The 14,861-nt window shown below is 66.3% G+C and carries 15 protein-coding genes and 1 pseudogene; 5 read left to right on the top strand and 11 right to left on the bottom strand.

Features of this window, described 5'->3' with window-relative positions; genetic code table 11:
• Positions 1-61 precede the first annotated feature (61 nt).
• Both Q9R30_RS10075 and Q9R30_RS10070 read right to left on the bottom strand, forming a co-directional pair.
• Positions 62-1,843 (bottom strand): phospholipase D family protein, encoded by a 1,782-nt coding sequence (locus Q9R30_RS10075; RefSeq protein WP_311217495.1) that lies wholly within the window; start codon positions 1,841-1,843, stop codon positions 62-64.
• 91 nt (positions 1,844-1,934) lie between these two features.
• The gene (locus Q9R30_RS10070) at positions 1,935-3,143 is read right to left on the bottom strand and encodes a DUF6361 family protein (protein ID WP_311217494.1); all 1,209 of its coding nucleotides are present in this window, start codon (positions 3,141-3,143) and stop codon (positions 1,935-1,937) included.
• 380 nt (positions 3,144-3,523) lie between these two features.
• On the opposite strand from Q9R30_RS10070, the pseudogene Q9R30_RS10065 reads away from it, so the two are divergent.
• Positions 3,524-3,637 (top strand): annotated as a pseudogene (locus Q9R30_RS10065) (2,3-butanediol dehydrogenase); the annotation flags it as partial.
• A 13-nt stretch (positions 3,638-3,650) separates the two neighbouring features.
• On the opposite strand, the gene Q9R30_RS10060 reads toward Q9R30_RS10065, so the two are convergent.
• Positions 3,651-4,226 carry an HNH endonuclease signature motif containing protein gene (locus tag Q9R30_RS10060; RefSeq protein WP_311217493.1) on the bottom strand — a complete coding sequence of 192 codons (576 nt, stop codon included), beginning with the start codon at positions 4,224-4,226 and terminating at the stop codon, positions 3,651-3,653.
• Between the two features lie 245 nt (positions 4,227-4,471).
• Here Q9R30_RS10060 and Q9R30_RS10055 point away from each other — a divergent pair, with 245 nt between their 5' ends.
• The 4 genes from Q9R30_RS10055 (at position 4,472) to Q9R30_RS10040 (ending at position 8,670) form a co-directional block, all read left to right on the top strand.
• A complete protein-coding gene (locus Q9R30_RS10055) occupies positions 4,472-5,209 on the top strand; it encodes a hypothetical protein (RefSeq protein WP_311217492.1) in 738 nt (245 codons plus the stop codon).
• 20 nt (positions 5,210-5,229) lie between these two features.
• Positions 5,230-5,730 carry an SRPBCC family protein gene (locus Q9R30_RS10050; RefSeq protein ID WP_311217491.1) on the top strand — a complete coding sequence of 167 codons (501 nt, stop codon included), beginning with the start codon at positions 5,230-5,232 and terminating at the stop codon, positions 5,728-5,730.
• Between the two features lie 54 nt (positions 5,731-5,784).
• The gene (locus Q9R30_RS10045) at positions 5,785-6,264 is read left to right on the top strand and encodes a nucleoside deaminase (RefSeq protein WP_311217490.1); all 480 of its coding nucleotides are present in this window, start codon (positions 5,785-5,787) and stop codon (positions 6,262-6,264) included.
• A 219-nt stretch (positions 6,265-6,483) separates the two neighbouring features.
• A complete protein-coding gene (locus Q9R30_RS10040) occupies positions 6,484-8,670 on the top strand; it encodes an EAL domain-containing protein (RefSeq protein WP_311217489.1) in 2,187 nt (728 codons plus the stop codon).
• Positions 8,671-8,695: 25 nt separating this feature from the next.
• On the opposite strand, the gene Q9R30_RS10035 is transcribed toward Q9R30_RS10040, so the two are convergent.
• From Q9R30_RS10035 to Q9R30_RS10000, 8 genes are all read right to left on the bottom strand, one after another.
• Entirely contained in the window at positions 8,696-9,409 is a 714-nt protein-coding gene (locus Q9R30_RS10035; protein ID WP_311217488.1) for a hypothetical protein, read from the bottom strand.
• A gap of 136 nt (positions 9,410-9,545) precedes the next feature.
• Positions 9,546-9,848, bottom strand: coding sequence for a YciI-like protein (locus tag Q9R30_RS10030; protein ID WP_104997093.1), 303 nt, complete (start codon positions 9,846-9,848; stop codon positions 9,546-9,548).
• 63 nt (positions 9,849-9,911) lie between these two features.
• Positions 9,912-10,685: a DeoR/GlpR family DNA-binding transcription regulator gene (locus Q9R30_RS10025; protein WP_311217487.1), complete on the bottom strand. Its 774-nt coding sequence runs from the start codon at positions 10,683-10,685 to the stop codon at positions 9,912-9,914.
• 133 nt (positions 10,686-10,818) lie between these two features.
• On the bottom strand, positions 10,819-11,823 hold the full coding sequence (gene pdxA / locus Q9R30_RS10020; RefSeq protein WP_104997095.1) for a 4-hydroxythreonine-4-phosphate dehydrogenase PdxA: 1,005 nt from the start codon (positions 11,821-11,823) through the stop codon (positions 10,819-10,821).
• Positions 11,823-13,022 (bottom strand): four-carbon acid sugar kinase family protein, encoded by a 1,200-nt coding sequence (locus Q9R30_RS10015; RefSeq protein WP_311217486.1) that lies wholly within the window; start codon positions 13,020-13,022, stop codon positions 11,823-11,825. The genes pdxA and Q9R30_RS10015 overlap by 1 nt, the downstream gene beginning before the upstream one ends.
• Positions 13,019-14,008 (bottom strand): 2-keto-3-deoxygluconate permease, encoded by a 990-nt coding sequence (locus Q9R30_RS10010; protein ID WP_104997097.1) that lies wholly within the window; start codon positions 14,006-14,008, stop codon positions 13,019-13,021. The genes Q9R30_RS10015 and Q9R30_RS10010 overlap by 4 nt, the downstream gene beginning before the upstream one ends.
• A 268-nt stretch (positions 14,009-14,276) precedes the next feature.
• Complete coding sequence (locus tag Q9R30_RS10005) at positions 14,277-14,642, bottom strand: hypothetical protein (protein ID WP_311217485.1); 366 nt, start codon at positions 14,640-14,642, stop codon at positions 14,277-14,279.
• 26 nt (positions 14,643-14,668) lie between these two features.
• Complete coding sequence (locus Q9R30_RS10000; RefSeq protein WP_199775434.1) at positions 14,669-14,824, bottom strand: hypothetical protein; 156 nt, start codon at positions 14,822-14,824, stop codon at positions 14,669-14,671.
• Between the last annotated feature and the right edge of the window lie 37 nt (positions 14,825-14,861).

The following is a 14,861-nucleotide window of genomic DNA, read 5'->3' as shown; positions in this document are numbered from 1 at the left end:
GAAGACGTGTTCGACGGTCCGTCGCTGGAAGCCCCGGAGGCCGTCCAGTGCAGGCGTTGCGTCAAACCCCATGAAATTCCCCCATGTCCAGTGCGTCGCTGGCTGCCGTCCACAGTACGTGCAGCTGTTGAATCTCCGGATCATCGCCGCGAAGGGCGAGCAGCCGGTCCATGACTACCTTCAGGTCCGGAAACACGGACAAGGCGTCCGGGCTGGCCATAGCTCCCACCATGGCCTCAAAGAGACCGGCGGTCGATCCGTCTCCGAATCCGGAACTCGCGAACCATCCGGCACCGGTTCCTGACCCAGGCAGGGCATCCTCGGGCGTGAGGAACAGCAGGAGGAACTGACGGAGCTTCTGCGGGTCATCCAGCTGGCGCGCGATGATCTCGTCCAGCCGGCCCGCAGGGTCGGTGCGGAGGCTGCCCTGGATCACCGTGCTCTTGGACAGTCCGGCCTCCGCGTCCTCGAGCGTGAGCACCAGGTAAGGGGTCACGTCGGCGAGCGGTATTGCGTGGAAGGAATGGTCATGCGGGCCAGAGGAAGGCTCGACGACGGCGCTCGGCTGGGGGAGCGAGAGGAGCCTCAGCGTCGCGTTGAACTCAGGCTTCGGTGACCAGTCATGCGAGACGATCACTGTAAAGGCGTTCTTGGCTCCGCCGTCGGGTACGGCGTCTAGGAGGAACCGGTGGGCTGCGGCATCCCGCAGCGCGTTCTCCAGTCGGAAGGCTGCTTTGTCTTCCTCCGAGCGGGCTTGGCCGCCCGTGCCGTCATAAACCGCGAAGGGAAGGTCCTTCATACTTTCCCTGATTCGCTGGACCCCAAGGCGCTTCTTGGCTCCGCGCATTTCCAGCAGGAATTCAACGTTCTTGGTGAAACCCGCCTCGGTGGCGTTGGCGGAACCCAAGAGTGCATAGGTGAAGTGGTCGTAGTCGCAGAAATAGGCCTTGGCATGAAGGCCGGTCAGATCATCTGCAATCTTCTGGGTCCCGGACTCGTCCGTTTCGCTCAAGCCTGAGTCCGCCGACTCGGGGATGCCGAGCTCATCAAAAGCCTGGAAAGAAGTCCGGGTATCCGCAACGGTCTTCTCGTTGAGTAGGTCCAGCTGGTCGCCTCGCGAGTAGACGTAGAGATGCTCTGTCCAACGGTCCTGCAGCCGGCCGATCAGCCGGTCGTCCAAAAATGGCGAGATGACCAGCTTGTCGCGTCCCAGGAAGGCTGCGTTCCCCGTTTTGTTGTTCAGCGCAATGAAGTTCACCGGGTCTCGGAGGTGGGCCACGATCGAGCCCTGTTCGAAGTCTTCTCCCATGCCCATCGGACGGAATGCCAAGCGGTGGATGTCCTCGGGCAGGTCCCAGCGAACGTTCGTCAGGCGGGAGGCGAGGCCGCGCACCCTGGCCAGCCGGTCGGCGTCGGGCTTTACCGTGCAGAGGCTGGGGAGCCCGGCGATGAAGCGTGCCAGGGGCCCGCTGTCGGGACCCGCGTCCTCGCTGTCCCTTACTGGTTCGCCGTCCAGCCGGACGAGGAGGTCCCAGCTGGCGTCGGTGGTGAGGTTGCGGCTGCTGCACAGGAAGCGGTAGCGGCGCTCGTCGCCGTTCTCGAATTCGAGGAGCCACACTTTGGGGTGGAACAGGCCGCGCTTGACGCTGACCTGGTGGACCATGGGTTCCAGTAGTGCGAGCAGGTCGGAGGCGTCCGAAGGTGCCTTGATGTGGCCGGCCTGGCAGAAGATGTCTACGCGGTCGGAGACTTTACGCAGGGCACTGAGAACTGCCACCGGGTTGGTGAATTCTTCTCCAGAACCGGCGACGAAGCTCAGCGGTACCGACAGCGCGCTGGTCATGTCCAGAGTGAAGGTGGTACCCACGGCATGGGCGAGCCGGAATCCGGCTGGCGGGCGCAGTTGTTGGGTGAGTGCCTGCCTGTTGGCTGGATTAAGCATTTGCCTGCCCTTCCCGTGCCAGCCCGGCGTGGATATCCAGTACGTTTCGGCGGACTTGGGTCCAGCGGAAGGTCAGCGACGCAACTTGGGCTGGCGGTTGCCATGCGCGGAGCCGGCGTTCGTTGCGGAAGCGTGAGTTGGACTTCTTCATCAGCTTCTCCCGGGTTTCGACGGCGGTGCGGAAGTTTGCGTTGTCGATGAGCTTTTCTGCGCTGAACGCGGCGGCGAGCATTGCCCGAGCGAAGTCCGCAGTGTTGCTGTTAATGCCTTTGTTCATGGTTTTGGCACGGCCGAGGTAATCCTCGGCGTCCCAGTTGACGAGGAGTTCGCGCATGCTGTCGCGGCGTTCTTCCCAGGCTTCCAGGAGATCCCGTGTTGGCTCCAAAGTGTCGGCCTCATTGGAGAAAGTCTTTTCTGACAGCTCCGCAATAAGGTGCTGATAGAGGATGGTGGCGCCGTTGTGAATGAAGGAGAATGCTTCAGCATCTTTGAGCCACTGCGCCGGTTCGTCCCCCGCACTGCGGCACGCAGGGTCAACCCAAGGTGCCCACGACTTTGGTTCGGGACTGATTGCGGAGCCAACGACGTGAGCCAGCATTGTGCCCGCGCAAGTGGTAAGGATCCGCTCCTGGAGCCAACGGGCCTCATCGTGCGACAGCGTAAGTCCGTTTTCTTCGGACTGGGGGAAGCCGTCCGGCGGATTCGGCAGGCTCGGATCCCAGACGTAGTACGCGTTCTCGCCTTCCTCAGGGGACGGCGTGTCAGCACACATCAGTTGTGCGACGGCGGAACGGTCTGTTTCGGGGTTGACGATCCCGTAGCGGCGTAGTGCCGACCAGTAGGCCGCCGACGGAAGCTGTTGCACGTTCATACCGGCAACGCCACCGATGTAGCCTGTCTCCCCGAGCTCCTTGAATCGGCCGATTAGCTGCCGCTCGGATTGCTCGGCCCGCTTCCGGAGTTCATCCGGGTTTCTGCTGCCGCGGTGTGCGGTTTGGTAGGCCCAGGGGACAAGGAGCATGTAGCGGGCGCCGAGATGCAGGACGGATGTGCCCGGGAATAGGCTGTTGCTGATCGCGTCTCGGAGCTGGCCCATGCCGAGGTCGTCCGTGGTTTCTGGCGTGCCGAAGAGCTTTACGAGTTCGCGCATCTTGGAGTTTTCCTCAGTGGATGCGTCGAGCCAGGAAATCAGTGAGGTCATGGGGTTGGAGGACTCGCTTCTGCGCTGGTGCCTAACATTTGCAGTGGTGGCACTTCTCAACTACGAATTGTCCCCCAAGTGCACACTATGGCACAGGGCTCCCGCAGCTTGCGGAGCTGTGATAATCCTGAGGAAATCCTTCGCCTGACGTCGTGTGCCCTGCATTCCCCGAGGACTTCTCGTGGATGGCATCTCGTCGTCGAAATCACTCTAGGCGATGGCTACGACATTGTTCACCCACCGTTCCAGCTCAGACGCTCCATCACTTTAAGTCAGGTTTCGACGAACGCTCTGGCACTTTGCAGTGCCCGGTAGCCGCCGCTATTCCGATGCCTCGTGTTGCTCCATTTGGCAACCTGTCCATGTGGGGCCCCGCCACGGACCTCAAGCCGTTCATCACCGGCCGGATCGCGCTCGAGGACCTGATGGAGCAGGGGTACGACACCCTGATCAAGCACAAGGACACGGCGGTGAAGGCGCTGGTGCACCCTTAGGTGCTGGCGGGCGTCAGGGCAGGGGCTGCCGTTCGCCCACGCTGACGGAAGCCGACGGCGCCAGGTACTCCCGCCGTCGTCGTTCCATCCGTTGCTGCTGGCCCGGCGACGGGATTCTGGCACGCTTGGCGCGGTTGCATCTGGCACAGGCTGCGACGAAGTTCTGCAGGCTGGTGGAGCCGCCCTTGGACCACGGGTAAAAGTGGTCGCCGTGCTCGGCCGGTCGGCCGCAGCGGCGCCCGAAGCCGACTTCCAGTTCGCACAGGCCGGCGGCCCGGGTCATCCCTTCAGTGCGCTGCTGGCGCGTGAAACGGCGCACGGGATCCCGGCGCCGGACATCCCGGCCGGTGATGACGGCGGCGGCAATGCCCAGCACGACGGCGGCCACGCCGGGGAGCGCAACCGCGGCGACGACGTTCTCCACCATGCCGCGCAGGACCCCTGCGGCGGCGGACGGCCCCGCTCCGACAGCCGGTGCTGTCTTCGACATGAGCGCCGACATCACCGCGACGGCGAGCCACACCATCACCGCTGAGTACGCCAGGCGAAGCCCCTGCCGGGTCCAGTAGATGCGGCCGAGTTCCGGCATTGATTACCCCCATTTTCAGTTCGCCGGAAGCCCGTGGCTCCGGATGACTAGGGAATCCTATAGGCGGGATGCGGGGCGGTGCCCCAGGTTTAGCCCAGTTTTTGCCGAGGTTCCGCGTCCACTCTTGGCGGGAGGAGACGCGCGTGGCTCCCGCTCCCAGCATCGAGGCCCCCAAGCCGGTCACCCTGCTGTCCACCTCCCGTGGCGATTAGACGCAGGTCACTAACAGGTGCAAGGGTGGACGCGTGGATGCCGACATCAACTTCTATTTCGACCCCGTCTGCCCTTTCGCCTGGATGACAAGCAAGTGGGTGCGGCAGGTGCAGGCACAGCGCGAGTACACCGTGGACTGGCGGTTTATTTCGTTGCGCCTTATCAACGCCCACGTTGACTATGACGCGCAGTTCCCACCTGAGTACGAGGCCGGACACACGGCCGGGCTCCGGCTCCTGCGGGTGGCGGCCCGGGCACGTGCTGAGCATGGCCGCGAGTCGATCGCCCGGCTGTACGAGGCGTTCGGCACCCAGATTTTCGAAGCTGCCCCGGACACGGCCGGCCAGCGCAGCGAGGCCGAGGTGCGTGAGGAACGGGGGACGCGAGAGTTCGTGGAGCCGGTCCTGGCCCAGGCCGGCCTGCCCCCGGAGCTTGCGGAGGCTCTCGACGACGACTCCTGGGACTGCGAGATCCGGCAGGAGACGGATGAGGCGCTGGGGCTCACGGGCAAGGACGTGGGCACGCCCATCATCCACTTCGAACCGCCCGCCGGCGTGGCCTTCTTCGGGCCGGTGATCAGCCGGCTGCCGGACGACCAGTCGGCCGCCGAGCTGTGGGACCACGTGGTGGGGCTGGCACGGTTCCCTGGTTTCGCGGAGCTCAAGCGAAGCCTGCGCGAGCAGCCGCAGCTCCCGGCCTTCGGGGTCAGCCCCGGTACGGCTGGCCAGCAGGAGGACTGGCACGGCGGCAGCCGGCGGCAGAAGAAGTGACCGTCTGTAAGGATGGACCCATGAACCAGAACAGCATCCGCCACCACCAGGAGTCGGTCACCGTCAAGGCATCAGCAGAGGCGCTGTACGACCTGGTCTCCGACATCACCCGCACCGGTGAGTGGAGCCCGGTTTGCACGCGGTGCTGGTGGGACGACCAGGACAGCGCCGGCCAGCCCGGTGCCTGGTTCACCGGCCGTAACGAGCTCCCGCACCGGTCCTGGGAGACCCGCTCGCAGGTGGTGGCTGCCGAGCGTGGCCGCGAGTTCGCCTGGGTGGTGGGCGGCAGGTTTGTCCGCTGGGGCTTCGCACTCACCCCGGCAGATGACGGAACCATTTTGAGCGAGTCCTGGGAATTCCTGCCGGAGGGACTAGCCATGTTCGGGGAGAAGTACGGTGCTGACGCTGACGCCCAGATCGCCGACCGCACCCGGCAGGCGCTGGACGGCATTCCGAAAACGCTCGCAGCAATCAAGCGTATTGCCGAGTCCGTCGCTGCAAATGAGGAAGTCAAGTCCTAGGACTGGAACTGCTGCATCACCGAAAGGGACGTAGCCGCGTGCAACAATGGCGCCATGACCCACGAGCAGCACCGGTCCGCCGCGCCGGAAGCGGGCAGCACCGACCACCCCGCATTTGAAGCCGCCTACCAGGCCGCCCAAAAGGGCCTGGCCGAGGGCGGTATCCCCATCGGAGCGGCGCTCGCCCGGGACGGCGTGGTCATTGCAAGCGGGCACAACGAACGCGTCCAACAGGACGACCCGATCGCGCACGGGGAAATGTCCGCGCTCCGCGCCGCCGGCCGGCAGACGAGCTACCGGGACACCACGCTCTACACCACCCTCGCCCCGTGTGCCATGTGCGCCGGAACGATCATCCAGTTCAAGATCCCCCGCGTGGTGGTGGGCGAAGCACGCACGTTCGACGGCGAATTGGAGCTCCTGCGGTCACGCGGGGTGGAGGTGGTGGTCCTGGATGATCAGCGCTGCGTGGACATGATGCGCACCTTCCAGACCGAGAACCCCGGCCTGTGGGCGGAGGACATCGCCGAGTAGCCCCGGGCCGGCGCCGTCGTCCGTTGCCAGCGTCCTGGGCAGCGCCAGTCCCGCCAAGCGTGGAACGGCCGCAGGCCGGGCTTGGATGAATCCCGCAGGACGGAGACTTCCCGGCCGCCCGGGGAGTCCGCCCCGGGACCCTCGGAACCGGCGAGTTCCTGGAGGATGTTGACGAAAAGCTGCCGGCCCTCCAAGATCAAATGATTCACGGAACCCGATATGCGTGTGTTCCGGACAGGGCGCAGGGGGATGCGGGTGGACTGGTGGTGGCTCTCGTCGGCGGCAAATACGGTGGTGGCCGTCTCCTACCTGGCGATTTCGGTGGCCATCATTGTGCCCCTGGCCCGGTCCGGGCAGGTGCGCCGGAACCGGCTGGGAACTGCAACGGCGGCGATCTTCTTTACCTGCTCCGTGGGGCACGGCCTGCACGCTGTCCATCCGCTGCTGCCTTTCCTGGGGCTGGACGTCCCCGAGGGCCACGCCTCCAGGGAGGGCATCTCCTGGCATGACGCGTTGTGGGAGGTGACGACGGCGGGAGTGGGCCTCTATTACTGGACGCTGCGCCGGGCGTACGCATCCATGCTGGCGGGACCGGTGATTTTCGAGGACCTGATCGAGCGGCAGCGCCTGGCGGAACTTGAAGCCGAAGCGGAGCTGAATGCTGTGCGCCGGCAGGGCGCCGCCGAGCTTGAACTCAGTGAGAAACGCTTCCGTCTTGCCTTTGAGCACGCCCCGATCGGCATCGCGCTCCTCAGCCTGGACCCCGGAGATGCAGGCAAGGTGCTGCGGGCCAACTCCGCCTTTTACGCCCTCCTGGGACGCACGCCCACGGAAGTGGAGTCCGGCAGTGTCCTGGATTTCATGGTGCCGGAGGACCGGTCCGCGGCCCAGCGCCGGCTGGTACAGATGGTGGCCGGGGAAGTCACCGAGTACACCGATTCCCGGCGTTTCTTCCAGGCGGGCGGGGACATCGTCTGGACCTCGATGACAAGCGCGGTGGTGGCCGATGACCATGGCGTGCCCCTGTACCTGGTTGCCCAGTTCGAGGACATCACGGGCCGCCGCGAAACTGAACAGCTGCTCACCCGGCAGGCCATGCACGACGGCCTGACGGGCCTGCCCAACCGGGTGCTGCTGATGGACAGGATCAGCCATGCCCTGGCCCGGACACAGCGCAGCAGCGGGCAGGTGGCCGTGTTCTTCGTGGACGTGGACGGGTTCAAGGCCGTCAACGACACCCTGGGACATGCTGCCGGCGACCTCCTCCTGATCGAAGTAGGCCGGCGGCTGCGCTTACTGGGGCGTGAGGACGATACCGTGGCGCGCCTGGCAGGAGACGAATTCGTGGTGCTCTGCGAAGGCCTCCCGGACCGCGCCGCGGCAGAAGCCGTGGCCCGACGCCTGCTGGACGGGCTGGAAAGCCCGTACGAAATCGGCCGGGACGTCTTCCGGACCAGCGCCAGCATCGGCATCGCGCTGGCCGGCCGGGACAGCACCGCGGCCGACCTGCTGCAAAACGCCGACATCGCCATGTACCGGGCCAAGGAAGCGGGCCGGGGCCGGTACGTGGTCTACGACAGGAACCTGCGCGCCATCCGTGACAGCCGGCTGCGCACCGAGAAGGAACTGCGGCAGGGAATTGAAAACGGCCAACTGCGCGTCCTCTTCCAGCCCGTCATTGGCCTGGCTGACGGGGGCCTTGCCTCCGTGGAGGCGCTCGTGCGCTGGGACCATCCGGGCCGGGGCCTGCTGGCGCCGGCCGAGTTCCTGGACGTGGCGGAAACGACCGGATTAATCATTCCCCTGGGCCGCTGGATGATCCCCGAAGTCTGCCGCCAGGTGGCGGCATGGCAGCGCAAAGATCCCGGACGCGCTCCGCAGCACGTTTCTGTCAACGTCAGCGCCGTTGAACTCAGCAGCCCCGGCATGGTGAACGCCGTGGCGCGTGCCCTTCGCGACGCCGGGCTTCCGCCCAGCGCCCTGTGCGTTGAGATCACCGAGTCCGCCCTGCTGGACAGCAACAGCACCAACATCTCTACCGTCCGGCAGCTGCGGGCCATGGGCATCCGGATCGCGCTGGATGACTTCGGCACGGGCTATTCCTCGCTCACCAACCTGAAGCGGTTCCCGGTGGATGTGGTCAAGATCGACAGGTCCTTCGTGGCCGGCCTTGGCATCGACGCCGAGGACACCGCCATCGTCGGCGCCGTCGTCGGGCTGGCCCACGCACTCGGGCTGGCCACCACGGCCGAAGGCGTCGAAACTGACGCCCAGCGCGATCACCTGCGGCGCCTCGGATGCACCCACGCCCAGGGGTATTTCTACTCCCGGCCGGCAACCATCTCCGAGCTCACCGGACTCACGGCCCGGCTAACGGACATGCAGCCCGCAGAACCGCTGTCCTAGCCGCGACCGCGCTGCTGATTGCCCTCTACATCGCGGGCATCCCGTGCGGACAAATGTCGGTGCCCGCCAGCCCAGGCGTACCTTGTCCGAATGCGGGGTCGTCCTCGCTTCCTGCCCAGACGGCACCGCCGCCAGGGCAGGGCATCACCACGAACGCCAAGCCATCATGATGGGCCCGCAGGTGGCGTCCGTCATCCTCGACCACTTCCCAGCCCGCCTCCGGCAACGCCGCACGGTAGTGCTGCAACACATCGACGTTTTCTGAGATGACTAACCAGCGTGTACAGCCGCCGACACCACTCATGCCGCTACCGCTGTATAGGCCGATGTGCGCGATGGAATCGAACGTCCGCTGGGACTCGCGGTCTGCACTGGCCATGGGCTCATCCGTACCCTCGGTCACGCACTGCGGAGAAGAGTGGTACTTCCCGACCTTCTGCCCCAGGGCCAGGGGGGTGACAGCAAGCATCACGAGCAGCATAACTACCGGGATGGCCGCGGCCGTCAGCCTCATCCATAGCCGTGACGAGAGCACCAGGACGGCCACGGCAACCAGCGCGACCAGACCGAGCGCCATGCCGGAAGGACCGGCCGTCAACCCCCAGGTGAGCCCCTCGAACGCGGTAGCGGTGACGTTGCCGTACACCGCCATGAAGCCCTGATGGACCGGCACAGCCAACAGGGCCAGTCCTGCCTCGGCGGCGAGCAGCGCCGCAACAGAGAAGGCTCGGCCGGTCATGGGCATGGCTCATTGTAGGTTCCGCCTGAGCAGCCGTACATGGGCCCATTGCCGGCGGGCAACTGACAGCAGCGGGCACCCTCCGGGACACCACGCTCTGCACCACCCTCGCCCCGTGCGGCGGGGTTGATGGGGCTCAGGGGCGAACGGGCGTGGCCGCCTCTGTTCCCACCACAGTTGTCCACGGGCGGGCGGTCCACGATGTCACGACGCCGGCGGTCACGTACGGATCGGCACCTGCAAATGCCCTTGCGGCCTCGAGGGCGTTCTCGCCTGTGAAGATCAGCAACCCAGTGAAGGGTCCTTCCCCAACGGCTCCACCCAGCAGAAGGTCACCCCGTTCCGCTGCTTCCCACGCCGCCTTGAGGTGGTCTGCGCGGTATTTTTCGCGGGTCTGGAGGTAGTTGTCCTCGTAGGCGTATTCGAGCACGGCGTGCATGGGTGTCCGTCCATTTCATTCAGGGATTTCACTCGTTGTAGAAGGTAGCGTACCCGCCGTGACCTAGCCCGAAACGGCGGCCACCTCAACAGCAACCCCCGCGTCCCGGAATTTCTGCACCTGCCCGGGGCCGGCGCCGTCGTCCGTCACCAGGGTCCAGGGAAGTGCCAGCCGCACCCAGGCATGGAACGGCCGCAGGCCGAGCTTGGAGGAATCGGCCAGGACGTAGACTTCCCGGCCGCGCCTCGCCATGAGCTCCTTGAGCCGGGTCTGGGCGTGGTCGGCTTCGCAGATGCCGTCCTCGGCGGTGACGGCGTCGGCGCCCAGGAACACCCGGTCGAAGCTCATCCGCTCCAGCGCCGCCTCGGCCAGGGGCCCGACGAAACTCTGCGAAACGGCGCGCAACCGGCCGCCCAGGCAGTCCACCTCGATGCCCTCCGAGTCGGCCAGTTCCTGCAGGGTGTTGATGCCCGGCGTGGTGACGGAGAGCTTGTCGAACCCGCGCAGTTCGTGGGCCAAGGCACCCACGGTGGAGCCGGCGTCGAGCAGGATGTTCTCTCCGGGCCGGATCACGGCCGCGGCCCAGCGGGCAATGGCGTGCTTCTGCTCGAACGCCTCGCCGGTGCGTTGCCGCAGCGACGCCTCGGGGTGCGCGCCCAGGGCCATGGCGCCCCCGTAGGTGCGGGCCAGCCGGCCCTGCCCGTTCAGCAGCGCCAGGTCCCGGCGGATGGTGGAGGCGGTCACCTCAAACCGGGCGGAGAGTTCCTCCACGGAGGCCAGCCCGGTGGTCACGGCGAGGTGGTAGATCTCCTCGCGCCGCGCGTTTGCGCTCAGCATTCCCGGTCTCCTTCCCGTGGCAGTGGTAACCATGCTAGGTCCGGCCGCCTGAAACTCCCCGCAGCACCGGAACCACTCGACAACGGCCGGTCAGCAATTCTACGCTGACCGGCCGTTTGTCTCTTACGGGTGCTTAGGGGGCTTCCTCGCGTGCCGGCGCGAGGTCCACTGCCTGCCGCAGTGCTTCAAGCAGGGACTCGTGGTCCGCGATGTTCTTGCCCGCGATGTCGAAGGCCGTGCCGTGGTCCACGGACGTGCGCACCACGGGCAGGCCCACGGTGATGTTCACGCCGTTCTCCAGGCCAAGGACCTTCACCGGGCCGTGGCCCTGGTCGTGGTACTGGGCCACCACCAGGTCGAAGTCGCCGCGGCCGGCCAGGAAGAACAGGGTGTCGGCCGGGAGCGGGCCGAAGGCGTCGATTCCTTCCGCCTGCGCCTTCTCGATGCCCGGCTGGATCTTCTCCGCCTCTTCGCCGTAGCCGAACAGGCCGTTCTCGCCCGCGTGCGGGTTGATGGCGCACACCGCGATCCGCGGGTTTTCGATCCCGGAGGCCTGCAGCAGTTCGTAGCCGCGCTTGATGGTCCGGTAGACCAGGTCGCCGTTGATCTTGGCAATCGCATCGATCAGGCCGATGTGGGTGGTGACGTGGATGACGCGCATCTTGGGGGCGGTCAGCATCATGGAGACTTCCTCGGTGCCGGTCAGTTCGGCGAGGAGCTCGGTGTGGCCGGGGTACTTGTGGCCGGCGGCGTGCAGGGCTGCCTTGTTCAGCGGCCCGGTGCAGATGGCATCCACCTGGCGGTCCATGGCCAGGGCAACGGCCTTTTCGATGAAGAGGAACGAACCGTGGCCGGCTGCGGCGGAGAGCTCACCCCACGCGAGGTCCTCCGGGATGCAGTCGATGTCCAGAACGTCGATGGTGCCCTCTGCGAACAACGCCTCCGACGGTTCGGCGACCTTGCGCAGGGTCAGCGGGCTGGAGACGATGTCCGCGGCGAGCTGCATCCGGCGGAGGTCGCCGATCACCAGCATGCGCGCCTTTGACCGCAGTTCGCTGTCCGCCAGCGCCTTGACGATGATTTCCGGGCCAATGCCGGCCGCATCGCCCATGGTGATGGCAACAATCGGGCGTCCCATTATTTGATACTCATTTCAGTTGTAGTGCCAGTGAGAAATTGGATGGTCCGGGCCAGCGTACCGGCGTCCCCGAACGCGCCGGCCTTGGTGACCAGCAGGGGGAGGGGCTCGGGCAGCAGGCTCAGCACGACGCCGGGCTCGATCTCACCGAGGACGGTGAAGCTGCCCGCGCCGAGGGCCTTTAGAACTGCCGTGGCCGTTTCGCCGCCCGTCATGACGAGGGCGTCGCAGTGCCCGATGCCCGCCGCCGTGGCGCGGGCCAGGGCCTCCGCCACCACAAGCGCCTGCGACTTGTCCACCGTCCCCATCGGGTCCGGTGTCAGCACCACGTCATTCCGCGTCATTGCCTCTGCGACGAGGCGGGCCACCGCTGGCCCCTCCAGCGCGTGGTGGTCCAGCGTGATGTGCTCGGCGCCGGCGGCCACCAGTGCCTCGGTTTGCCGCCGCGCAAGGCTGGAGTAGCTGCCGATCACCGTGAGGGTCCTGCTGACGCGCCGCACTTGCGCATTTCGCGCAGATCCTTCGTCGCGCGAAGCGATGTGCGCCGCCAGCCCGCCGGAGCCCACCAGGAGCGCGGGGAAGTCCAGCAGGTCCGCGGCGGCCGCGATGGCGTGCAGGTCCTGGTCCGAGGAGGCGTCCAGTACGACGGCGTCAATCCCGCGTTCCTGCACGTCGCGCAGGTGCGCCGCCAGTTCCTCCGGCGTGCGTCCGGAAGGTCCGGCCACCACCTCGACGGTGAGGCCGCCCGCGGCAAGTGCGCCGCCGACGTCGCCGCCGAAGCGGCCTTCAATGTTCTGCCTGCCGCCCACGTGGACAATGCCGCCCAGTGTGGTCCTTCCCGTGGCGGGAAAGGCCGGAGCCACGATTGCCAGGCCCTTGCCGCCGCGGGCGAGCCCTGCCAGTGCTGCCGCGACCTCCGCGCCCACATTGCCGCGAAGCAGCGAGTCGATCTTCTTGAAGACCCGCCGGTCCTCCTCCAGGGCACGCCCGACGGCGGAAGTGACGGCCGCGGCCGCCTCCTCCGCCGCCAGGTAGCGGCTCTCTGTGTTGATCGAAAGGATCTCCGCCTCCGGCCAGGTGCTGCCGACGTCGAGCATTACGGAGCTGGTGTGCGTGGGGCCGTAGGCCGCGGCAGCATCTGCCGCCCCCGTCAGGTCGTCGGCGATGATTGCCCAGCGCGTGGTGGTGTTGGTGCTCATACTGCGTGTGCAACCTCAGGAGCTGCCGCGCCTTCCTTGGCCTTGAGGCGCTTGGCGTACCAGGCAACCATGATGGGGCAGCCGATGGCGGTCACGACGACGGAAGCGGCAACCAGGACGGTGGCGGGTCCGGCGGCGGGAAGGTACGCAGGGTTGGCCGCAGCCACCAGCATGGGGACAGTTGCGGCGTTGCCTGCGGTGGTGGCAGCGGCGAGACCGGCCAGGCCGGTGCCTCCGCTCAGCTTGTCCGCGAAGAAGAGCACAGCGCCGCCGACGATCAGCACGAACAAGCCAAGCGCGATGCCCAGCAGGCCGGCGCTAAGTACCTTTTCGAGGTTCAGGCCGAAGCCCAGGGCCAGGGCGAAGAACGGAATAAGGACGGGGGCAGCGGAGGACAGGAACTTCCGCATGGCCGGGTCAAGCGTGCCCAGCAGGACGCCAAGGAGCAGGGGGATGATGGCGCCCACCAGGGCCTGCCACGGGAAGGCCGACAGGCCTGCCACGCCCAGCGTCAGCATGGTCAGGAAGGGGCCGGATTCGAGCGTCATGACGGAGTAGGCGGCAACGTCCTTCGGCTTGCCGTACTGACCCATGAGCGCCATGTACAGGCCGCCGTTGGTGTCATTGAGGGCTGCCAGGATGGCGAGGACGGACAAGCCTGCAAGCAGCCCGCCCTCAATGGGTAGTTCGCTCATGAACCTGCCGGCAATGATGCCGATGATGACCGCGAACAGGACCTTGGCGCCAAAAAGGACGCCGCCCTTTTTCAGGATGTAAGGGGTGGCCTTGATGTCGATGCTTGCACCCATGCAGACATAGAACACGGCCAGGATGGTGGTGCCGCCGGTGAAGAGGGCCCCCGTGAACGAACCGAAAAACTTGGCGGAGTCCGGCGCGAAGGTGGCCAGGAGGGCGCCGATGAGAAGGGGGACCAGCATCATGCCGCCAGGAACTTTTTCCATGGTGGCCTTGATCGGGACATGCATGTTGCAACCTCATTGTTGTCGGGGGAGGGGGGATCGAGAGCCGCCCGGCTTCGACCATGATAAGGATCATAGAGTCTGATGCGCGTTTAGCGCAACCATGCATGCGCGAAGTGCGCAAAAAGATCCCGCAGGGCTCCAGGAAGCATTGTCCGGTGACGGCGGTGACCCTCGCCGGCCTCATCGCTGCCGTCACCGCACGGCTCGTCCTCCGGTGCAGAGGCCGAGCCGGAGGATCCGCCGGGAAACCGGCTGGCTGAAGACGGGACCCCTAGCCGCGGGAGTCCAAGGCGTCGAACTGCTCCTGCCAGAGAGACAGCTCGCGGGCCTTGTAGAGCCTGTGCGACGGGCTCCATTTTGGCCAGATTCCGGATTCAGGCTGTGCTTGCGCCCGCGGCCGGTCCTGGATGCGGGCGACTACGGGCGGGAAGGGCGCGCGCTGCACGCTCCGTCCGCTGCCGACGGCGGGCCTGGCCAGCGCTTTTGGCCGGGCTCCAGGCCCGGCGGGCAGGGGTTTCAGGTCCATCGCCCAGAGAATCAGCTTGCAGCCCGTCCAGATGATGCCGCACAGGACCATCGCGGCGAACAGGACGGCAATCCACAACAGGATCCCGATCGCGGAGAAAATTACCACCATGGTCCATTTTACGGACGTAGCCGCCGTTAACGGGAGGGCTGAATCCCGCGAAGAGGGGCCGTAGCCTCCGTGAGCTGGAGCGTGAACACCCACAGCAGCACGTCCTCGCCCGGCACGTACCAGTCCCGTTCGGGCGCCCGCCGGAAGCCCAGCGATTCGTAGAGGGCGTGCGCCCGTTCCATGAAGGTGGCGCTGGTGATGCCGCCCGCCGAAGTGCGA

It is taken from the genome of Arthrobacter sp. AB6 (assembly GCF_031844545.1).
Classification (GTDB): domain Bacteria; phylum Actinomycetota; class Actinomycetes; order Actinomycetales; family Micrococcaceae; genus Arthrobacter.
The sequence above is the reverse complement of the archived record's forward strand: the minus strand, read 5'-3'. Positions and strand labels throughout refer to the sequence as shown.